Genomic DNA, 19,134 nt, shown 5'->3' with positions numbered 1-19,134 from the left:
TGAACCGCTACCGGTCAATGTGCGACAGAGCAGATTGCCTGGTAGCAACCACTTGCGCGCATGAATGAATCGCGTGCGACGCCACTCACCCACCAATAATTGGCGGAAGAGAGGCGTAGGGGGTTGTCATGGCGGCTGACAAGAACGATGCCTTCCACGCGCCGGCTCGAAAAAGGACCGGGAGTTGGGGCCTACTGTGGATCGCGGCCGCACTTGCCGTGATCGGCGTCGCGCTGTCGCCGCTCTTGCTGGGCCTGGCGTACAGCCGGGCCGGCGTCGACTTCGGCGTGATCGGCGACGTCGGCCAGGCTTACGGGGCCGCATCGGCGCTGGTGGCGACAACGGCACTGGTCGCCGTGGCCGCCTCCTTGATCGAGCAGCGACGGCAGGTCAGGGAGGTGCGCTTGCAATTGCTGGACCAGACAACTGACGAACTGGTCCGACTGGCCATGGCCAATCCCGTCTACCGGCAATGCTGGGGCGCCCGGGTCTCACCGGGTCACGTCGCCGAGGATCTTTTCTACTATTGCCAATTACTGGTCAAGCTCTGGACAGATTCTTGGGAGCAGCGAAAAATCGACGAACCGCTGGCTCGCGCGTATCTGCAGAGCTTTTTCGACAGCGAGGTGCCGCGCATGTTCTGGGAGAGAACAGGCGACTGGCATTGCCCGGGTCCGGCCCGCAATCATCGCGATCAGTTCCGGGTCCTGGTGAACGAGGAGTATCTGCGAGCCCTGCGGGCGGGACCACCGGCCCGCTCATTCGAGCAGTTTCCGTCGACCGACGACAGCTTTCCCGTGATCAACAAGCCGCGGACGAGCAGACCGCTCGAGTTTCCCTGATCGGCGGCATCGGGAGTTCATTCCGCCCAGGGCCGCGGTGACTTCAGAGCTGCTATCAGGCCGCGCCACTGATCCAGCGACAGAGTGAGACTGACGTCCGGCCGCGTCGAGTTCCTCAAGAGCACCTCGTGGTCTCCCAGGTTGACCTCAACGCAATGTGACTCTCCAACACAGCGGGAGCTACGCCGCCAGCCGATTGGCCGGTCTTCATGCATGGTGATAAAACTCCCGAGTACTACGTGTCGGCCATTCGGACAAAGTGAAAAAATAGCCTAAATGCCCGCGCAGCGCAATGGAACGCCCGAGAGGGTGTCCCCGATCAGATTACTGGGAGCTACGCGTGGGCTCACCGCCGGAACCCCGAGAGACGCACCGCCTGTCCGTCATTGCCCGCAAGCATGGCCGGGCGCGGCCGCCCTCGTTGGGAATCGGCCGCGCCCGGTGGGGCTACCAGATCCTCGTACGGGCCTGGCCGGAGGCCAACGAGGCGATCGGGCCCGCGGTGAAGAGCGTGCCGGCCGCCTTGTGCGTGCCGAGCAGGTCGACGTCGATCACGGCGGGGGTGCCGTCGCGCTCCTCGAACTCGGCGTCGGCGAAGCGGACCCGTTCGAGGTCGCGGCCGGTGAGCGGGGCCAGGCGCGCGTTGTCGAACTCGGCCGGCAGGTCGGTCGCCAGGTAGACGGCGTCGCCCTCGTCGGTCACCGTCGCCGTGCCCGCGGACACGACGAGCGGTGCGGGCTCGCCGTCGAACGGGCGGGCGCCGGCGGCGTAGACGTTGCCCTGGGCGTAGACGGCCTGCACCACGTCGAGGTAGCGCTGGTGGTCGCCCGGCGGCTGGGCCTGAATACGAGAAATGTAGGCCTCGAACGAATTCGGGTAGCCGTCGTAAGCCGACGTCCCCGAGAGCGCCGGCGCCTTCCCCTCGGCCTCAACCCCGTACGCGCGTGAAGGTTCTCCCCCCACGAAAAGGTTGCCCGCCCATCGGTCGTCACCGGCCCGGATGTACGCGTAACCGGCGACCTGGGTGCTGTGCGGCCGGTGGTACGGGGTGGCCCGGTCCATCACGGCCTCGACGCGGACGGTGCCGCAGATCAGGTTGCTGATGAACGCGCCGCCCTGGCTGAACAGCTCGATCGCGGCGGGCGAGGCGAAGACGTTGTGCTCGACCAGGTAGGGCCCGTGGGAGACCTCGATGAAGATGTCGCGGCTGTTGTTGTAGAACACGTTGCGCGAGATGCGGGTGCCCTGGGTCTGCCAGTCGAGCCAGGTGCCGAGCGAGCAGTCGTGGATGCGGTTGTGCCGGATCTCGACGTCGATCGCCGCGTGCAGCTTGATGCCGCCGATCTCGTAGCCGTAGAACTCGCGCTTGAGGGCGATGTTGTAGATGTGGTTGTCCTCGATGGTCGAGAACACGCAGCCGAGGTGCCCGACGATGCCGTTCTGCCCGCAGTCGTAGATCGTGTTGCGCCGGATGACGTGCGAGCCGATGTGCTCCTTGTCCCAGCCGATCTGCTGCGCCGAGAAGACCGACTCGAGCTGATATTGGTAGCCGGGCTTGTCGCCGCGCTCGGTCGCGTAGTTGTGGCCGGTCGAGGCCTCCTTGCCGATCGAGACGGCCGACGTCTTGGCGTCGTGGATGACGTTGTCCTCGATGATCCAGCCCTTCGACCAGTTGGGCCCGATCAGGCCGGGCTGGTCGGCGGTCGGCGGCGTCCACGGCGTGGCGGCCTGGGCGAGCTCGAAGCCTCGTACGGTGATGTAGTCGAGGTGCGGCACGAGGGGGTAGAAGACCGACCGGCGTACGTTGATCTCGACGAGTTCGGCGTTGGGGTCGGCGCCCTGGAAGTTGGCCCAGATCGTGGTCGTCTCGTCGCCCACCACGGCGTGCCACACCAGCTTGGTCTGCTCGACGTTGCGGACCCGGCCGGTCGTCCTGGTCCAGTTGTCGACGATCTCCGTACGGGCCTCGGGCGCGGCGACGGCGTCCGGCGAGTCGACTTCGTAGAAGCTGAGCCCGTTCAGATAGACGTCACCGAGGTGCTTGTGCGCGGCGCCTTCCGGATAGACGATCCAATCCCCACCCACTTCTTCCCCGTACGGGTTGAAGTCGCCGAACAGCGAGTTGGGCACCTCGGCCCGCCAGACCGTCCCCGCCTCGGAAACCCAGCCGGTGACGCGCTCGGAGCCCTTGATGACGACGTGCTCGCCCTCGGCGGCCTGGTAGGTGATGCGGCGCGCGTCGCTGAGCCCGCCGCGCCGGGGCTGGACCCACTCGCGATACTCCCCCGCGTGCACGACCACGGTGTCGCCCGCGTGCGCGACGGCGGCCGCGCGATTGATCGTACGGAAGGGCTGGTCCTTCGATCCTTCGGCGGCGTCCGAGCCGGTGGTCGCGACGTGGAACTCGGAGGTCATCAGCGCAAGCCTTTCGACGAGGGGCGGTAGCGGGCCGTCCTCAACGTTAGATTGCGAAAATATCAAGTCACAAGGTCGAAAACTTTCGAGGATTCTCGGACCCGCAGCTTGTTATAGCCCAGGATCAGGCGGCCGCGGTCGACTTCCGGACGATCAACTGGGTGGCCAGCTCGACCCGCGGCGAGGCCAGCTCCTCCCCCGCGATCAGCCGCAACAGACGGCGCATGGCCACCCGGCCCATCTCGGCGAACGGCTGACGCACGGTGGTCAGCGGCGGCGCCGACCACCGGGCCGCGTTGATGTCGTCGAAGCCCACCACGCTGACGTCCTCGGGCACGCGCAGGCCGAGCGTGCGCGCCGCCTCGATCGCGCCCAGCGCCTGCCCGTCGTTCGAGGCGAACAGCGCGGTCGGCCGGGGCGTGCGCCCGAGCAGGTCGAGCGCGGCCGCGAAGCCGGCCTCGAACGTGAACGGCCCCGCCGCCATCAGCGCCGGGTCGCTGGTCAGCCCGCGCTGGGCCAGGGCGGCGTGATAGCCGTGCAGGCGGGCGACCGCCACCATCGCGCCGGTCGGGCCCTCGATGAAGCCGATCCGCCGGTGCCCCAGGTCGAGCAGGTGATCGGTGGCCGCCATGCCGCCGTTGAAGTTGGTGGCGCCCACGCTGGGCACGTCGGGGCCGGGCAGGTTGATCGGGTCGATCGCCACCACCGGGATCCGCTGCTCGGCGAACTGCCGCCACTGCCGGCTGTTGATCTCGGAGGTGACCAGGATCAGGCCCTCCCGGTGGGCGGCGGCCATCCGGCGGGCCCAGGCCGCGCCCAGCGGATCCTCCGGGACGGTGCCCACCACGACCTCGACCCCGCCGGCGGCCGCGGCCTCCAGCGCGCCGAACAGGATGTCGAGGTTGTTGGGCGTCCGCATGGCGTCGAAGACGACCTCGACCGTACGGGTGGCAGGTTGTGCCCCGCCCAGGCCGCGCGCGACATAGCCGTGCCGCACCAGCAGCGCCTCGATCCGCCGGCGGGTCTCGGAGGCCACGTCGGTGCGGCCGTTGACCACCTTGGAGACGGTCGGCACGGACACCCCGGCCTCCCGCGCGACGGCGGCCAGCGTCGCGCGCTGCGGCTCACGAGTCATGCGGCCAAGTATCGCAACGTTTTCGCAACCGTGCGGTTCCTGAGCATCCGGCGGGCGCCGACCGATCTTGCGGCCGACACCTCAAACCGCGAACCGCACCACGGAGATGCCAGTGAGCAGTCGTATCAAGCGTCTGGTCGCCGACCGGCGCGTCGGCACCAAGATCATGGCCGCGGTCGGCGTGGTCTCCCTCCTCGGGGTCGGCAACGGCCTCTACGCGCTGAGCAGCCTCAGCGAGACGAACAACCAGGTCAAGCACGGGTTCACGCAGAACCAGGAGCTGAACAGCATCGGCAACCTGCGCGCCGCGGTCAACCGCGTGTGGCTCGCGGTGGACGCCCACATGCTGGCCGGCAACGACGCCGAGCGGACCACCGCCGAGGCCGCCATCACCAAGGCCAAGGGCGAGGTCGTCCAATATTCCAAGGAGTTCCAGTCCTATCCGGTGGGCTCGGCCGCCCTGGCCACCGCGGCGCACTTCGACCAGAACTGGGCCGAGTACGCCAAGGTCGTCGCCATCGACGTGCTGCCGCTGTCCAAGCGCAACGCTCAGGTCGAGCTCAACGCGCTGCGCGACGGCGAGATGGCCAAGGAGATGGCCGACGTGCGCACCGACCTGACCGCGCTGTCCGACATGACGGTCAAGGCGAGCGCGGCGCAGGCGGCCGCCGCCCAGTCCACCTACGAGTCCACCCGGACGCTCGTGATCGGCCTGCTCGCGGGCAGCCTGCTGCTGGGTCTGGCACTGGCCTTCGCGATCGCCCGCATGATCGTCAAGCCGCTGGGCCGCAACGTCGAGGCGCTCGAGCGGATCGCCCAGGGCGACCTCACCGCCCGGGTCGCGGTGGAGAGCGACGACGAGGTCGGCCACATGTCCGAGACGCTCAACCGCACCGCCGTCGCCATGGGCGAGATGGTCGAGCGCATCCAGAACAGCTCGACGCTGCTGGCCTCGGCCTCCGAGGAGCTCTCGGCCGTGTCGTCGGAGCTGTCGGCGTCGGCCGAGGAGACCTCGGCCCAGGTGTCCACGGTCTCGGAGTCGGCCGCCATGGTCTCGACGAGCGTCACCACGGTCTCGGCGGGCGCCGAGGAGATGGGCGTGTCGATCCGCGAGATCTCCAACAACGCCAACGAGGCGGCCGGCGTCGCGGCCGACGCGGCCCGCGCGGCCGAGAGCACCAACGCCAGCGTGGCCCGCCTGGTCGCGGCCTCCGGGCAGATCGGCTCGGTCGTCGCGCTGATCACCTCGATCGCCGAGCAGACCAACCTGCTCGCGCTCAACGCCACCATCGAGGCGGCCCGCGCGGGCGAGGCCGGCAAGGGCTTCGCCGTGGTCGCCAGCGAGGTCAAGGACCTGGCCCAGGAGACCGCCCGGGCCACCCAGGAGATCACCACCCAGGTCGGCGCGATCCAGGCCGAGAGCAACGCCGCCGTGATCGCGATCCAGCAGATCGGCGAGGTCATCGGCACGATCAACGACTACACGACGACCATCGCGGCCGCCGTCGAGGAGCAGACCGCCACCACGGCCGAGATCTCGCGCAGCGTCAACGAGGCCGCCATGGGCTCGACCAGCATCGCCGACACGATCGCGGGCGTCTCCGAGGCCGCCGCGCACGTCACGTCGGGCGCCTCCGACACGCAGCAGACCGCGGCCAGCCTGGCCCAGACCGCGGCCGAGCTGCAGGCGACGGTCTCGGTCTACCGGCTGTCCTGACCCTTTTTGTTGACGGCGGCCTCGTACGCCGCCTGTAGCTCGGCGAAAACCGATGGAGTGCCCGGCGGCCGTGCCAGCCCGAGGTGTTGTTCGCGTAGCTCGTCCATGAAGCGGTCCCACAGGTCGGGGCCGCCGCGTTCGAGCAGCTCGGCGCGGACTGACAGCTCGTGGCCGGCCGGCATGTGCCGCCGGCCCCAGGAGCCGAGCGCGGCCATCACCGGCACCAGCTGCACCCCGGCCTCGGTCAGGCTGTAGCGGATCTTCTGCTTGTGGGTCTCGTCGTCCGCGCGCCAGAGCAGGCCGTGGGCGACGAGCCGGCGCAGCCGGTCGGCCAGGATGTTGGAGGCGATGCCTTCCTCAGAGCCGGTGAGCAGCTCGCGGAAGTAGTGCCGATCGCCGAACATCACGTCGCGCAGCACGACCAGCGACCACTTGTCGCCCAGCACCTCGACGGCCAGGTTGATCGGGCAGCCCGACCGGTGCGCGTCAGTTGTTTCCGCCCTCATCGAGACTGATGGTACTTCGCAACCGGTGCTGCTACCGTCAGCACGCATGAGACTTCTGCTGACCTCAGGCGGCGTCCGTAATCAGAGCATCCACGACGCCCTGCTCGACGTGCTGGGCAAGCCGATCGCCGGGGCGACGGCCCTGTGCATCCCGACCGCCGGCTACGCCAACCCGGGCGGCTTCGGCCGGGCGTGGAATTTCGTGGCCGGGCAGGAATCCGAGTGCCCGATGACCGAGCTGGGCTGGAAGTCCGTCGGCGTGCTCGAGCTGAGCGTCCTGCCCAGCCTCGGCCCGGAGCGCTGGCAGCCGGTCGTCCGCGAGGCCGACGTCCTGCTGGTCAACGGCGGCGACCCGCTGTTCCTGCACTACTGGATGCGCGAGTCGGGCCTGGCCGCCCTGCTGCCCGCCCTGGACGACACGGTCTGGGTCGGCCTGAGCGCCGGCAGCATGATCATGACCCCCCGGATCGGCGAGGACTTCGTCGGCTGGCGCCCACCCACCGGCGGCGACGACAGCACACTCGGCCTGGTCGACTTCTCGATCTTCCCGCACCTCGACCACCCCGCCCTGCCCGAAAACCACATGGGCGCCGCCGAGAAATGGGCCGCCACCCTCCCCAACCCGTCCTACGCGATCGACGACGACACCGCCATCAAGGTCGTCGGCGACACGGTCGAGGTCATCTCCGAGGGCAACTGGACCCTCTTCGAGTAGCAGACCGCTTCGGGCCGCGCGCGGGCCCCTCACCCCGCCGTGACCTGTGCCCTTTTCATATTCCGAGCGCTGACTCCGCTTCCGGGACGCTGTTAGGTTAGGCATCCCTTATTTTGAATTTTGTAGAACTGGAGTCCGCGCATGCGCGCCCCTCGTTTGCTGGCCGCGGCCGTCGCCGCTGCCGCCGCTCTGGCCCTGGCCGCCTGCGGTGGCTCCGACGAGTCCGACGACACTCCCGCGGCCGGTGGCAGCTCCGCCGCCGCGCAGTTCCCGATCACCATCAAGCACAAGCTCGGCACGACCACGATCGAGAAGAAGCCCGAGCGCGTCGCCACCGTGCAGTGGGAGAACCACGAGGTGCCGCTGGCTCTGGGCATCGTGCCGGTCGGCATGGCCAAGGCCAACTTCGGTGACGACGACGGCGACGGCATGCTGCCGTGGGTCGGCGACAAGATCAAAGAGCTCGGCGGCCAGGCCCCGGTCATGTTCGACGAGACCGACGGCATCGCGTTCGAGGCCGTCGCGAACACCAAGCCGGACGTCATCCTGGCCACGTACTCGGGCATCACCCAGCAGGACTACGACACGCTCAGCAAGATCGCGCCGGTCATCGCGTACCCGGACGCGCCCTGGGCGACCCCGTGGCGCGACATCGTGAAGCTCTCCAGCCAGGCGCTGGGCCTGCAGGCCGAGGGTGACGCGCTGATCGCGAGCACCGAGAAGGCCATGAAGGACGCGGCCGCCACCAAGCCGCAGCTGGCCGGCAAGCAGACGATGTTCGTGACGCACATCGACCCGACCGACCTGAGCAAGATCGGCTATTACACCAGCCACGACACCCGTACGCAGTTCTTCAGCGACCTCGGCCTCAAGATCGCCGACGTGGTCGAGAAGGACTCGGCCGGCACCGACGCGTTCACGCTCAACAAGAGCTCCGAGCAGATCCAGGCGTTCGACGACGTCGACGTCATCGTGATGTATTCCGACACCGAGGACCAGCTGGCCAAGCTCCAAGCCGACCCGCTGCTGTCGAAGATCCCGGCGGTCAAGCGCGGCTCGGTGGTGCAGCTCGTCGGCAGCACCCCGCTCGCCACCGCGGCCAACCCGACCGTGCTGGCCATCCCGTTCGTGCTCAACGACTACGTCAACCTGCTCGCGACCGCCGCCGACAAGGTGTCATGACGCAGCTCGACACCCCTCCCGTGCCGGGTCCCGCTGTTCGGCGGCGCCCGGCACGGGTGCGTACGCTGTGGATTCTCGCCGCACTCGTCGTGCTCGCCCTGCTCATGGTGGCGTCGGTCGCGTTCGGCTCGCGGATCGTGCCGTGGTCCGACATCGTCGCCGGCGTGCGGGGCGGCGACGACAACCTGGGCCAGGCCGCGGTGGTCAAACGCATTCCCCGTACGCTCCTGGCGCTCGTCGTCGGCGCCGCGCTCGGCCTGGCCGGCGCGGTCATGCAGGGCGTCACCCGCAACCCCCTGGCCGACCCGGGCATCCTGGGCGTCAACATGGGCGCCTCGCTCGCCGTCGTCACCGGCATCGTGACCTTCGGCCTCAGCTCGGCCACCTCCTACATCTGGGTGGCCATCGCGGGTGCGGCGGTCACGGCGGTCTTCGTGTACGCCGTGGGCTCCCTCGGCCGCGGCGGGGCCACCCCGCTCAAGCTCGCCCTGGCCGGCGCCGCGATCTCGGCCGCCCTGGCCTCCCTGATCAGCGCGTTCGTGCTGCCCCGGAGCGACATCGCCACCGGCTTCCAGTCGTGGCAGATCGGCGGGGTCGGCGGCGCGTCGTACGACAGCCTGCGCCAGGCCGGTCCGTTCCTGCTCGTCGGCTTCGCGATCTCGCTGCTCTCGGCCAAGTCGCTCAACTCGCTCGCGCTCGGCGACGACCTCGCGGCCGGGCTGGGCGAACGCGTGGCGCTGGCCCGCGCGGTGGCGGCGCTGGGCGCGGTGCTGCTGTGCGGCGCGTCGACCGCGGTGGCCGGGCCGATCGCCTTCGTCGGGCTGGTCGTGCCGCACCTGTGCCGGCTGCTGATCGGGCTCGACCACCGCTGGCTGCTGCCGTTCTCGGCGGTCGTCGGGGCGGCCCTGCTGACCGCGGCCGACGTGGTGGGCCGGGTGGTGGCGCGCCCGCAGGAGATCGACGTCGGCATCATCACGGCGCTGATCGGCGCCCCGTTCTTCATCTACATCGTCCGGCGGCAGAAGGTGCGCGAGCTGTGACTCTCGATGCTGTCATCAGCAGCCGCGTACGCCGCGCCCGCCGCTACGCCCTCGTCCTGGGCCTCCTGGCCGCTCTCATCGTCGCGGCCTACCTGGTCAGCCTGATCGTCGGCGAGACCTACTACTCCCTGTCCGAGATCTGGCGCGTGATCCTCGGGGAGACCGTGCCGGGCGCGTCGTTCACCGTGGGCGAGCTGCGGCTGCCCCGGGCCACGCTGGCCGCGCTGGCCGGGTTCTGCTTCGGGCTGGGCGGCGTGACCTTCCAGACCATGCTGCGCAACCCGCTGGCCAGCCCCGACGTCATCGGCATCACCTCGGGCGCGAGCGCCGCGGCCGCGTTCGCCATCGTCATCCTCGGCCTGAGCGAGACCGGTGTGTCGGCGTTCGCGATCGTGGCCGGGCTCGGCGTGGCGATCGTCGTCTACGTCCTGTCGTTCCGCGACGGGGTGGTGGGCACCCGGCTCATCCTGATCGGCATCGGCATCGCCGCCATGCTCGACAGCGCCACCGCGTACGTGCTGAGCCAGGCCGCACAATGGGACCTGCAACAGGCCGTACGGTGGCTGACCGGCAGCCTCAACGGCGCGACCTGGGACGAGACGCTGCCGGTCGTGATCGCGCTGCTCGTGCTCGGGCCGGTGCTGCTCGCGCAGGCCCGCAACCTGTTCATGCTCCAGCTCGGCGACGACACGGCCGCGGCGTTGGGCGTACGGCTGGAACGAACTCGGATCTTGGTGATCGTGGCCGCCGTCGGGCTCCTCGCGTTCGCCACCGCCGCCACCGGCCCGATCGCGTTCGTGGCCTTCCTGTCCGGCCCGATCGCGGCCCGCATCGTCGGCTCGGCCGGCTCCCTGCTCGTGCCGGCGGGCCTGGTCGGGGCGCTCCTGGTGCTGGTGGCCGACCTGATCGGCCAGTACGCGTTCGACATCCGCTACCCGGTCGGCGTCATCACCGGCGTGCTCGGCGCGCCCTACCTCGTCTATCTGCTCATCCGCACCAACCGCGCGGGAGGCTCCCTGTGACTTCCTCTCATTCCCTCACCGTGTCCTCGTTGTCGCTCGGCTACGGCGACCGGACAGTGATCGAATCGCTCGACCTCGTCGTGCCGCCCGGCAAGATCACGGCGATCGTCGGCGCCAACGCCTGCGGCAAGTCGACGCTGCTGCGCTCGATGTCGCGCCTGCTCGCCCCGCGCCACGGCCACGTGCTGCTCGACGGCCGCGAGGTGCACAAGATGCCGGCCAAAGAGCTCGCCCGTACGCTCGGGCTGCTCCCCCAATCCCCCATCGCGCCCGAAGGCATCACCGTCAGCGACCTCGTCGGCCGCGGCCGCAACCCGCACCAGCGCCTGCTGTCCCGCTGGAGCCACGACGACGACCTGGCCGTGGCGGCCGCGCTGGACGCCACCCACACGGCCGACCTGGCCGACCGCTCGGTCGACGAACTCTCGGGCGGCCAGCGCCAACGGGTGTGGATCGCCATGGCCCTGGCCCAGCAGACCGACGTGCTGCTGCTCGACGAGCCGACGACCTTCCTCGACGTCAGCCACCAGGTCGAAGTGCTCGACCTGCTGACCGACCTCAACCACGACCGCGGCACGACGGTCGTGATGGTGCTGCACGACCTGAACATGGCCGCCCGCTACGCCGACCACCTGATCGCCCTGGCCGACGGGAAGCTGCACGCGGCCGGGGACCCTTCGTCGGTGCTCACGGAGGATTGCGTACGGGCGGTGTTCGGCCTGGACAGCCAGGTGATCACGGACCCGACGTCGGGCAAGCCGCTGATGCTGCCGCTGGGCCGCCACCACGTGACCGCCCCCTGACCCCTTCTTCCCGCCCCCATCCGTCAGTAACTCCTCCCGCCCCCATCTCAGTAACTCCTCCCACCGTCATCTCTCAGAACTCCTCCTGCCCCCACCTCTCAGCAATTCCTCCCGCCCCCACCTCCCAGCAATCCCTCCCGCCCCCATACCTCAGAAAATCGCCCCGCCCCGCCCCTCAGTAATAGGTGGGCTGCTTGGCGGCGGGGTCGGCCCGCACGACGTCGAGGCGCGGGTCGGCCAGCAGGCCCGCCACGGCCGCTTCGGACCCACCGACCCCGGCCCAGTGCGGGTCGACGTCCTTGGCCAGGCACCAGGCGTGATCGGCGGGCCAGACGAACGCGGGATCGGGCGTGGTGCCCCGAGGTTGCCCGGGCCACAGGTCGGCCGCGCGCCAGTCGGTCAGGCTGCCACGGAACAGGAAGTAGGACCGGTGCGGCAGCTCGACCCGGGGGCTGCCCGCGATCTCCGTACCCCAGCCGTCCCAGAGGCAGAAATAGCAGTCGTCCGGCGTCGCAGTGTGCCCGCTGAGGGTCTCGAGGGCGAACCCGATCTGCTCGGACTCCGTCGGCGCGTCCTCGGCCGGCGCGACATCATTCTCGCTCTGGCCCGGAAAGGCCGGGTCGTCGAGGAACCGCACCCGCGCGTACGCGGCAAAGCCACCCGGCCCGAACGTCACCCGCTCGGTCCACGGCCGATCGGTCTCGTCGACAAGCCACCGAGCCGCCGACAGATCCGCCAAGTGCCGAAGCCCCACCCGCCGATCCTGTCATGGCAGGGTGAGGTCATGTCTGTCGCGCGCCGGATGTGGGCGCTCTTCGAGCCGTTGCACGCCGTCACGTATTTCGCCCCGCAAGGCGCCGTAGCCTTCGAGCAGGCCGGCCTGACCGGCTTCTGGCGCCGCTACTTCGCCGGCCGGGCCGCCGCCCTCGGCGCGGTCGGCCCCGGCCCGGTCACCGCCGCGTTCTTCGGCTTCGCCCCCCGCATGGTGCAACGAGCCATACCCGACGTGTGGACCCGGATCAGCCCACCGGCCGCCCTCGCGGCCCGCACGGCCGGCGCCACCGCCGCGCTGACCGACCTGTTCGCCGGCCTGCCCGACAAGACAGTCACCGAAGCCGCCGACCTGCTCACCGACGCCGCCCACGCCGCCGACACAACAGGCCGGGTGCTGGCCGCCGCCCACGCCGACCTCCCCTGGCCCGACGCCCCGATCGCCCGCCTCTGGCACGCCGCCACGATCCTCCGCGAACACCGCGGCGACGGCCACGTAGCCGCCCTGCTTACGGCCGGCTTGGACGGCTGCGAATCCCTGGCCTGGCGCGCCGCCCTCGACGGCGGCAAACTGCGCGAGGTCACCCAGCCCGCCCGCGGCTGGACCGACGACGAGTGGCAGGCCGCAGTCGGGCGGTTGGCGGACCGGGGCTGGGTCACCCCCGACGGCACCGCTACCGAGACCGGCCGGAAGGCGTACGACCGGGTCGAGGCCCTGACCGACGAGTTGGCGGCAGGTCCGTGGCACAACCGCGACAAGGCAGCGACCGAACTCCTGACGCCCCTGACCGAACGAGCCTGGCAGGCCGTACCGGACGACAACCCGATCCCCCTCCGCCGCCGCCAGTGAGGCGACGGCAACAGCGAAATATGCTGCGGAATCAGCGGCGCTCCCGGACCAGCAGGCTTTGGTCGGCCGTGTCCAGGGGCTGATTCGCGGCACTGCGGCAGGCGGCACCCTGGCCGGTAAGGCCGATTGCGAATACTTCTGCTACCGCGCGGGCAGCCATACCAGCGTGAACGGGACGGTGCGCAACCCGTTGAACCCAGCCCGCACGGCCGGCGGCTCGTCCTCGGGCAGCGCGGTGCCGGCTGCCTCCGGCGCGCTGCCAATGGCCGTGGGCGGTGACCAAGGGGGCTCGATCCGGGTGCCCCGCCGCCCACTGCGGTGTCTACGGCCTCAAACCGGCCCACGGGCTCGCGCCCTACAAGGGCGTCATGCCGGTCGGCCGCCGACCGCCTCGCCGCTGCCGGGGCCACGGTCGTCAAGTGTCAGTGCCCGAACACTGCACGACGACGAACGTCTGGTCGGCGATCATCCCGGAGGGCACCGTCCAGATCGCCATGTACGGCAACGGCGCTCGGATGGGCATCACCGGCCTCAACCCGACCGCGCTGATGCGGGAGGACCACTCGGCCTGACGTCACCGGGCCCACCTGCTGTCCGAGCCATTCAAGACCGGGCTGATCGCGGGTCACAACCTCCACGAGGTCTACTGCGCCAGGCCAAAAAACCTTGTCCGCGTCGCGCGGCAGGCCCATGACGCCGCTCTGAACCAGGTGGACGTGCTCGCGCTACCCACCGTGCCGTTCGTCGCGCAGCCCCTGCCGCTGGGCGCCGGCCGGGCCGAGATGTCCGCCCCGGGCTTCGACCCGGTGGTCAACACGGCGCCTTTGACTGCACCGGGCATGCGGCGCTCTCCGTGCCGCGCCGGCTCAGCGACGGGTTGCCCACGGGCCTGACGCTCGTGAGCCGGCATCGGGACGAGGCGACGCTTCACCGGGCCGCGGACGCGCTTGAGCGGGCCCGGCGAATGACGGGAACGGCGGGCCGGTCGCGTTGATGCTGCTTACGCCGACGGGCCCGCTTAGAAGCGATGTCCACAATGCCGGTCACGGTGCAATGGCTTCGACCCGGCCGTCGCGATGTTTCGGGGTGCCGGTGCGGTCTGCGGCCAGGGCTGTCTTGGCGGCTTCGACTGTGGCTGCGTCAATCGGGTCGGATTTGCCTGGTGATCGGCGGATATTGCGGCGGGGCCGGTCGATCTCGATCACTTTGACCTGTGCGACGCGGAGGCGGTCGGCGAGCCCCGCGCCGTAGGCGCCGGTCCCTTCGACCCGAGACGGCCTAGCCCGGCCGAAACCGTGGACCCAGGTCAGCAAGGGGTGTATCCGGTCCGGTGAATGCACGAGCACCTCCCAGCCAACGACGACAAATTCCAGGCAGGACCCGAAGTCAGTGGGAGGGTGAGTCAGACTCCGGCGGGAGGTGCTCACCAACATCCTCTCTGTGGACGGGGAGGTGGCGGCACTCCACCGATCTTGAACTAGCGGGTCCCGGTAAACGGCGACCGCGGCCCGATCTCGTACGCCGCCTCAGATCTCGACCATCAGCTGGAGGTCGAGCCGCGGCGTGGCTTCCATCGTGACGGGAAGGTACGACCCGAACGGGGTCAACCGACCGGCTGATCCGCCGACGATCTGTTCAGCTTTCGGAGATGGCCGTCAGCTCGACATCCGACGTCGGGTTAATCCGGTTTGTCCTCTCGTACGGCGCCATGAAAGCAGTGCGAGAGGATCACGATGAACAAGCTCACCCGCGCCCTGACCCTGGGAGGGTTTGGCGTTCTCACCGCTTTGACCGTTGGCATGGGTCCGGCTCAGGCCGCCCCGGCCGGGCCGGTCGGCCCGGCGACCGCGGACAGCAAGATCACGGCCAGCCAGAACATCTGGCGGGGCGAAAGCCAGATCGTCGGCTTCTACCGCTCGCTGCGGGCCTGCCAGCTGGCCGGCATGTACGGCGAGCGGAGCGGTGCCTGGGACGACTTCGACTGCTACGTCGTTCGCGTCGGTCCCCGCCGGGGTGCCTGGGCCCTCGACGTCGCTGACTACGACAACTGGGGCTCGTTCGGCTTCGGCCGGCCGTTCCAGGTCGTCCGCGGCTTCCCGGCCCAGTTCCGTCCCGTCTGGGCGGGCCAGTTCCGCCAGGTTCGTCCGGGTCAGTTCCGGCACTTCCGCCCGGGTTCGCACCGGTCCGACTGGATGCGGGACCGGGACCGTCGCCACCACGGCTGGGACCGCAACGACGGCCGTGGCCGCGACAACGACGGCCGTGGCCGGGACAACGACGGCCGTGGCCGGGACAACGACGGTCGCGGTAACCAGGGCAACAACGGCGGTCAGGGCAACCAGGGCAACCAGGGCGGTCACGGCAACCAGGGCAACAACGGCGGTCGTGGCCACCAGGGCAACAACCGGGGGAACTGACGCCACGAGCGATATCGGGCGGCGCCACACCGGGGTCGTTCGGAGCAGCATCAAACGCAACTGAGTAACGCACAAGGGGATGCATTTATCGCGCGATCCCCATGCCGATAGGTGACTTACACATCCTCGGCCGCCAGGCGATCATCTCGCCTGGCGGCCGCGCGGCTTTCCGGCGGGTCATGGACGAGCCGGCCGGCCCTCTACTGCTGGATGTGGCCGAAGAACAGGCTCGCGGGTGAGTCGAGTTCGGGGGAGGTGAAGAAGTCTCGGATGGCGCCGATGAATTCGGGGCGGCTGATCCGGCCGTCGTCGTCGGTGTCCAGTTCCAGGAAGACGTTGAGGGCCTCCAGGTCGGAGACGCCCCACGCTTCCAGGAACACCTTGTATTCCGGCTTGCTGATGGCGTCGTCGGCGTCGGTGTCCATCACGTCGAAGATCGCCTGGGGGACCGTCTCGGCGATGGTGGACCGGCTCTCGTCGGCCTGGTTGGCCGCCACGAACTGATCTTTCGACAGGCGATCGACGCCGTTCGCGTGTTGCATCAGTTCCGACCAGTACGTCTGGTAGGCGGCTCGCAGCGCGTGGGCCCGGCTGTCCTCCGCCGCTATGCCGTAGCCGTCCAGGTAGCGACTGATCAGGCGCTCGTAGTCGCTCCAGTCGACGAATCCGTCCCCGTCGGTGTCGCTCGCCCCGAACAGGTGCCCCAGCTTCACGGCGATCGGATCAACAGCGCCATCGGTCATGTGCCCCGGCCTTCCGCAAGCGTGATTTGTCAGCAATCTACCGCAAGGCTACGGGCCCGGGCGACGAGTCTCCGGCCGATCACCGCCGGCAGGACGATCGCCCCGGCGGCCACCGGGATCAGCAGCGGCGGGGGCAGGTCGAGGCGGAACACGCTGACCGCGACGAGACCGGTGACCAGCGAGATCGCGTTGAACCCGAGGGCGGCGACGCAGGCCTCCCCGGCGCGGAGCCGCCACGCCCGTACGGCTCGGACGCTCATCACGGCGGCGAGGACCAGCAGTCCCAGGAACACGATCAGCGTCATCCCCGAAGCGTCGCCGAACCACAGGGCGGGGATCAGGAGCAGGGTCATCGCGATCGTCGACAGCGCGTGGACGCCGGCGAACCGGGGGCGGCGGACGGCCAGGATCGCGGTGATCAGGGAGACGGTGGCGGCGGCCGCGTGCGCTGCGACGAACGTGAGGTGCGGGTCCATGTGAGCAGTACACGGCCGCGGCCGAGGGAGGGTCCAACAACTGCCGGGCCGCTTTGACAACCGGTGGTTGTCGAAGTTGTACTCGGGCGGTGGACCTCGACACCGCGACGCTGCGGGCGTTCGTCACATTGGCCGAGGAGTTGCACTTCGGCCGGGCCGCCGCGCGGCTCGGGCTCAGCCAGCAGGCGTTGTCGAAGCGGATTCGGCGGCTGGAGGCCGATCTCGGCACGTCCCTCGTGGATCGCGAGGACCGGCGCTCGATCCGGCTGACCGCGGACGGGCAGCGAGTGCTGCCGCAGGCCGTGGAGGTCGTGCGGGTGGTGGATCGGCTCGGGGAGAAGATGCCGCCCGAGCGGTTGCGGGTCGACGCCATGGGCGACCATCTGGCGCCGATCTCCTGGCTGCGACGGGCGTCGGTCACGATTCCGGTCGAGGTAACCGAACGACCACCCGACGGCACGGCCGAGCACCTGCTGATCAAGGGGCGAGCTGAGCTCGCGTTCGGCCGGGCCGGGGCCGTGCCCGGCCCGTGGCCCGGTGAGGTCCGCCGGCGGCTGGTCATGCTGGAACCGCTCGCGGTGCTCGTGCCGGAGGATCATCGGTGGGCGGCCCGTGACCGGCTGCCGCTGGCCGAGCTGAACGGGGAGCGGCTGTGGTTCCCGATGGCCGGCGCGCCGGTCGAATGGCAGGCCTACGTGGCCGAGTTCGCCGCGCTGACCGGGGCCGACATCGACACGAGCGGGTCGACGTTCGGGTTCGCGAACTGGGTCGAGGACGTCACCACCGGGGTCGCGCCGCCGTCGCTGATCGGCGAGGCGATGCGGCTGCCGGACGATCGGATCCGCAGTGTGCCGCTCTGCGAGCCGACCCCGGTCTTCCCGTGGTGGCTGTTGTGGCGCAGCGACGTCGCCGACGCGGCCGTCGAGGAGCTGGTCGCCGCGATGGGATTCGCCGCCGGGCCACCGTCGCGCCGGGGGACCTGGCTGCCGGCCGCCGACGGGGCCCTATTGATCGATGAAATCCAATAAAGAATCGTCCCGCCGGCGGCCTGGAGAAGCTGCTGCCCAAGATCGCGGCGTAAGGCGGAGAAGTAGGGTTTTCACCACCTTTGATCCTCGGGTCTGCGGGATCGATCGGGCGCCCCGGCCGGCGAAGCATGGACCGCATGGTGACAGTCGGAAAGGCGGCCCTGGCCGGGTTGTGGACGGTCGCGGCCGGGCGGGAACGGCCGGGGCTGCGGCGGCGGCCCTGGCTCACCGGGCTGTTCTTTCTGCTGGCGGTCGCGGTCGGGGCCGGCGTGCACGACCAGCTCGACGGGCAGCCCCAGGCGGTGCGGTTCGGGCTGGCGGTGGCGGTCGGGCTCACCGTCGTGCTGGTGCCGCGGCATTCGCTGATGGCCTGGCGGATCGCGATGGTGGCGACGCTGCTCAACCTGCCGGGATCGATCGCACCCGGGGGCATCTCGTGGCCGTGGCACCCGATGCAGCTCTGGGTGCTGCCCCTGCTGGTGCTGGTGGTCGCGCTGCGGCATGAGACCGGGACGACAGTCGTCGCCGCGCTGCTCACGGTGGCGACCATGGCGGGGCATCTGACATCCGAGCAACTGCCGGTCTCGGTGGCCGCGGTCGTCGTGCTGGCCCTGATCGGTGACCAGGTTCGCCGCCGGGTGGAGGTGCAGCACAGCCTGGCCGCGGCGCGCGAGCTGACCGCGGCCGAGCAGGAACGCAGCGCCGTCCTCGAGGAGCGGGCCCGCATCGCGCGCGAGATGCATGACGTGGTCGCCCATCACATGTCGATGATTGCCGTACGGGCGGAGACCGCGCCCTATCGAGTCGGCGCGGAGAAGGAGGCCCGGGACTCCGAGTTCACGGCCATCGCCGGGGCGTCGCGGGCGGCGTTGCAAGACATGCGGCGGCTGCTGGGGGTGCTGCGCAGCGACGACGTGGACGCCGCGCTCACGCCGTCGCCGGGCCTGGGCGACATTTCTGACATGGTCGGGGTGGCCGCAGAGTCGGGGCTGGACGTCGCGCTGGTTGAGCTGACGGGAAATGGCGTGCACGTCGCGCCGCTCGTGGGCCAGACCGCGTACCGGATCGTGCAGGAAGGGCTGTCCAACGCGACCCGGCATGCGCCAGGAGCCCCCGTACGGGTTGAGGTGGCGGCGGATGAGCAGGCGTTGCACGTTGTCGTCGGCAATGCCGGCTCGGCGCGCGGGGACGACACGAAGGGTGGCGGGCACGGGATCGCGGGCATGCGGGAGCGGGTCGCGGCGGTCGGCGGGGAACTGACGGCGGGCCCGACGACCGGCGGCGGCTTCGAGATCCGCGCCAGGCTGCCGCTGAGCGGGTGAATGCGCGCAGAACCGCGCCGCGCTGCCGCTGAACACGGACGGGGTGCGGGGACGAGGTGCAGCTCGGACTGAGGGCCGGCCGGTCGCGCGCGACGAGGGCGGCATGTTCCCGGGGAGCTGCGGGACCCGTTCAAGCTGGGCTGACGAATC

20 protein-coding genes and 1 pseudogene are annotated in these 19,134 nt (G+C 70.0%); 13 read left to right on the top strand and 8 right to left on the bottom strand.

The window, feature by feature from the left end; translation table 11 throughout:
- The first annotated feature begins 128 nt into the window (after nt 1-128).
- Complete coding sequence (locus JKJ07_RS14950) at nt 129-842, top strand: DUF6082 family protein (RefSeq protein WP_202992106.1); 714 nt, start codon at nt 129-131, stop codon at nt 840-842.
- A 17-nt stretch (nt 843-859) separates the two neighbouring features.
- Here the strand turns inward: JKJ07_RS14950 and JKJ07_RS52225 are convergent, their stop codons facing one another.
- The 3 genes from JKJ07_RS52225 to JKJ07_RS14935 form a co-directional block, all read right to left on the bottom strand.
- A complete protein-coding gene (locus JKJ07_RS52225; RefSeq protein ID WP_202992105.1) occupies nt 860-1,057 on the bottom strand; it encodes a DUF397 domain-containing protein in 198 nt (65 codons plus the stop codon).
- A gap of 232 nt (nt 1,058-1,289) precedes the next feature.
- Nucleotides 1,290-3,257 carry a right-handed parallel beta-helix repeat-containing protein gene (locus JKJ07_RS14940; protein WP_202992104.1) on the bottom strand — a complete coding sequence of 656 codons (1,968 nt, stop codon included), beginning with the start codon at nt 3,255-3,257 and terminating at the stop codon, nt 1,290-1,292.
- 124 nt (nt 3,258-3,381) lie between these two features.
- Entirely contained in the window at nt 3,382-4,392 is a 1,011-nt protein-coding gene (locus JKJ07_RS14935) for a LacI family DNA-binding transcriptional regulator (protein ID WP_202992103.1), read from the bottom strand.
- A 112-nt stretch (nt 4,393-4,504) separates the two neighbouring features.
- Between JKJ07_RS14935 and JKJ07_RS14930 the strand changes: the two genes are divergently transcribed.
- Nucleotides 4,505-6,109: a methyl-accepting chemotaxis protein gene (locus JKJ07_RS14930; RefSeq protein ID WP_307834266.1), complete on the top strand. Its 1,605-nt coding sequence runs from the start codon at nt 4,505-4,507 to the stop codon at nt 6,107-6,109.
- Here JKJ07_RS14930 and JKJ07_RS14925 read toward each other — a convergent pair.
- The gene (locus tag JKJ07_RS14925) at nt 6,094-6,615 is read right to left on the bottom strand and encodes a winged helix-turn-helix transcriptional regulator (RefSeq protein WP_202992101.1); all 522 of its coding nucleotides are present in this window, start codon (nt 6,613-6,615) and stop codon (nt 6,094-6,096) included. The two genes, JKJ07_RS14930 and JKJ07_RS14925, sit on opposite strands and share 16 nt — an antisense overlap.
- 46 nt (nt 6,616-6,661) lie before the next feature.
- Between JKJ07_RS14925 and JKJ07_RS14920 the strand changes: the two genes are divergently transcribed.
- The 5 genes from JKJ07_RS14920 to JKJ07_RS14900 all read left to right on the top strand — a co-directional run bounded on the left by JKJ07_RS14920 (nt 6,662) and on the right by JKJ07_RS14900 (nt 11,377).
- Nucleotides 6,662-7,330 carry a Type 1 glutamine amidotransferase-like domain-containing protein gene (locus JKJ07_RS14920; protein ID WP_202992100.1) on the top strand — a complete coding sequence of 223 codons (669 nt, stop codon included), beginning with the start codon at nt 6,662-6,664 and terminating at the stop codon, nt 7,328-7,330.
- A 141-nt stretch (nt 7,331-7,471) separates the two neighbouring features.
- Nucleotides 7,472-8,512, top strand: coding sequence for an iron-siderophore ABC transporter substrate-binding protein (locus JKJ07_RS14915; RefSeq protein WP_202992099.1), 1,041 nt, complete (start codon nt 7,472-7,474; stop codon nt 8,510-8,512).
- On the top strand, nt 8,509-9,552 hold the full coding sequence (locus tag JKJ07_RS14910) for a FecCD family ABC transporter permease (RefSeq protein WP_202992098.1): 1,044 nt from the start codon (nt 8,509-8,511) through the stop codon (nt 9,550-9,552). The genes JKJ07_RS14915 and JKJ07_RS14910 overlap by 4 nt, the downstream gene beginning before the upstream one ends.
- On the top strand, nt 9,549-10,574 hold the full coding sequence (locus tag JKJ07_RS14905) for a FecCD family ABC transporter permease (protein WP_202992097.1): 1,026 nt from the start codon (nt 9,549-9,551) through the stop codon (nt 10,572-10,574). Before JKJ07_RS14910 ends, JKJ07_RS14905 begins: the two co-directional genes overlap by 4 nt.
- Nucleotides 10,571-11,377 (top strand): ABC transporter ATP-binding protein, encoded by an 807-nt coding sequence (locus JKJ07_RS14900; protein ID WP_307834265.1) that lies wholly within the window; start codon nt 10,571-10,573, stop codon nt 11,375-11,377. The genes JKJ07_RS14905 and JKJ07_RS14900 overlap by 4 nt, the downstream gene beginning before the upstream one ends.
- A gap of 175 nt (nt 11,378-11,552) precedes the next feature.
- Here the strand turns inward: JKJ07_RS14900 and JKJ07_RS14895 are convergent, their stop codons facing one another.
- A complete protein-coding gene (locus JKJ07_RS14895; RefSeq protein ID WP_202992096.1) occupies nt 11,553-12,131 on the bottom strand; it encodes a hypothetical protein in 579 nt (192 codons plus the stop codon).
- Nucleotides 12,132-12,161: 30 nt separating this feature from the next.
- On the opposite strand from JKJ07_RS14895, the gene JKJ07_RS14890 reads away from it, so the two are divergent.
- From JKJ07_RS14890 to JKJ07_RS51725, 3 genes and pseudogenes are all read left to right on the top strand, one after another.
- Complete coding sequence (locus JKJ07_RS14890; RefSeq protein WP_236028983.1) at nt 12,162-12,998, top strand: SCO6745 family protein; 837 nt, start codon at nt 12,162-12,164, stop codon at nt 12,996-12,998.
- Nucleotides 12,999-13,056: 58 nt separating this feature from the next.
- Nucleotides 13,057-13,290 (top strand): annotated as a pseudogene (locus tag JKJ07_RS49805) (amidase family protein); the annotation flags it as partial.
- Nucleotides 13,291-13,417: 127 nt separating this feature from the next.
- Complete coding sequence (locus JKJ07_RS51725) at nt 13,418-13,570, top strand: hypothetical protein (protein ID WP_307834304.1); 153 nt, start codon at nt 13,418-13,420, stop codon at nt 13,568-13,570.
- A 471-nt stretch (nt 13,571-14,041) separates the two neighbouring features.
- Here JKJ07_RS51725 and JKJ07_RS14880 read toward each other — a convergent pair whose 3' ends face one another.
- A complete protein-coding gene (locus JKJ07_RS14880) occupies nt 14,042-14,425 on the bottom strand; it encodes a hypothetical protein (protein WP_202992095.1) in 384 nt (127 codons plus the stop codon).
- Nucleotides 14,426-14,731: 306 nt separating this feature from the next.
- Between JKJ07_RS14880 and JKJ07_RS14875 the strand changes: the two genes are divergently transcribed.
- Complete coding sequence (locus JKJ07_RS14875; protein WP_202992094.1) at nt 14,732-15,415, top strand: hypothetical protein; 684 nt, start codon at nt 14,732-14,734, stop codon at nt 15,413-15,415.
- 200 nt (nt 15,416-15,615) lie between these two features.
- Here JKJ07_RS14875 and JKJ07_RS14870 read toward each other — a convergent pair whose 3' ends face one another.
- Nucleotides 15,616-16,158 (bottom strand): EF-hand domain-containing protein, encoded by a 543-nt coding sequence (locus JKJ07_RS14870; protein ID WP_202992093.1) that lies wholly within the window; start codon nt 16,156-16,158, stop codon nt 15,616-15,618.
- Nucleotides 16,159-16,187: 29 nt separating this feature from the next.
- Nucleotides 16,188-16,634, bottom strand: a complete 447-nt coding sequence (locus JKJ07_RS14865; protein WP_202992092.1) for a hypothetical protein — start codon at nt 16,632-16,634, stop codon at nt 16,188-16,190.
- 89 nt (nt 16,635-16,723) lie between these two features.
- Between JKJ07_RS14865 and JKJ07_RS14860 the strand changes: the two genes are divergently transcribed.
- Together JKJ07_RS14860 and JKJ07_RS14855 are read left to right on the top strand one after the other, a co-directional pair.
- Nucleotides 16,724-17,662 carry a LysR family transcriptional regulator gene (locus tag JKJ07_RS14860; protein WP_202992091.1) on the top strand — a complete coding sequence of 313 codons (939 nt, stop codon included), beginning with the start codon at nt 16,724-16,726 and terminating at the stop codon, nt 17,660-17,662.
- Between the two features lie 137 nt (nt 17,663-17,799).
- The gene (locus tag JKJ07_RS14855) at nt 17,800-18,984 is read left to right on the top strand and encodes a sensor histidine kinase (RefSeq protein ID WP_202992090.1); all 1,185 of its coding nucleotides are present in this window, start codon (nt 17,800-17,802) and stop codon (nt 18,982-18,984) included.
- Nucleotides 18,985-19,134 lie beyond the last annotated feature (150 nt).

This window comes from Paractinoplanes lichenicola (assembly GCF_016785085.1).
GTDB lineage: Bacteria > Actinomycetota > Actinomycetes > Mycobacteriales > Micromonosporaceae > Actinoplanes > Actinoplanes lichenicola.
The sequence above is the reverse complement of the archived record's forward strand: the minus strand, read 5'-3'. Positions and strand labels throughout refer to the sequence as shown.

What these genes read in the sequence shown, in the direction of transcription:
- JKJ07_RS14855 (WP_202992090.1), top strand. Translation starts at nt 17,800, where the DNA reads ATGGTGACAGTCGGAAAGGCGGCCCTGGCCGGGTTGTGGACGGTCGCG.
- JKJ07_RS14910 (WP_202992098.1), top strand. Translation starts at nt 8,509, where the DNA reads ATGACGCAGCTCGACACCCCTCCCGTGCCGGGTCCCGCTGTTCGGCGG.
- JKJ07_RS14950 (WP_202992106.1), top strand. Translation starts at nt 129, where the DNA reads ATGGCGGCTGACAAGAACGATGCCTTCCACGCGCCGGCTCGAAAAAGG.
- JKJ07_RS14935 (WP_202992103.1), bottom strand. Translation starts at nt 4,392, where the DNA reads ATGACTCGTGAGCCGCAGCGCGCGACGCTGGCCGCCGTCGCGCGGGAG.
- JKJ07_RS14915 (WP_202992099.1), top strand. Translation starts at nt 7,472, where the DNA reads ATGCGCGCCCCTCGTTTGCTGGCCGCGGCCGTCGCCGCTGCCGCCGCT.
- JKJ07_RS14875 (WP_202992094.1), top strand. Translation starts at nt 14,732, where the DNA reads ATGAACAAGCTCACCCGCGCCCTGACCCTGGGAGGGTTTGGCGTTCTC.
- JKJ07_RS52225 (WP_202992105.1), bottom strand. Translation starts at nt 1,057, where the DNA reads ATGCATGAAGACCGGCCAATCGGCTGGCGGCGTAGCTCCCGCTGTGTT.
- JKJ07_RS14920 (WP_202992100.1), top strand. Translation starts at nt 6,662, where the DNA reads ATGAGACTTCTGCTGACCTCAGGCGGCGTCCGTAATCAGAGCATCCAC.
- JKJ07_RS14925 (WP_202992101.1), bottom strand. Translation starts at nt 6,615, where the DNA reads ATGAGGGCGGAAACAACTGACGCGCACCGGTCGGGCTGCCCGATCAAC.
- JKJ07_RS14890 (WP_236028983.1), top strand. Translation starts at nt 12,162, where the DNA reads ATGTCTGTCGCGCGCCGGATGTGGGCGCTCTTCGAGCCGTTGCACGCC.
- JKJ07_RS14940 (WP_202992104.1), bottom strand. Translation starts at nt 3,257, where the DNA reads ATGACCTCCGAGTTCCACGTCGCGACCACCGGCTCGGACGCCGCCGAA.
- JKJ07_RS14865 (WP_202992092.1), bottom strand. Translation starts at nt 16,634, where the DNA reads ATGGACCCGCACCTCACGTTCGTCGCAGCGCACGCGGCCGCCGCCACC.
- JKJ07_RS14870 (WP_202992093.1), bottom strand. Translation starts at nt 16,158, where the DNA reads ATGACCGATGGCGCTGTTGATCCGATCGCCGTGAAGCTGGGGCACCTG.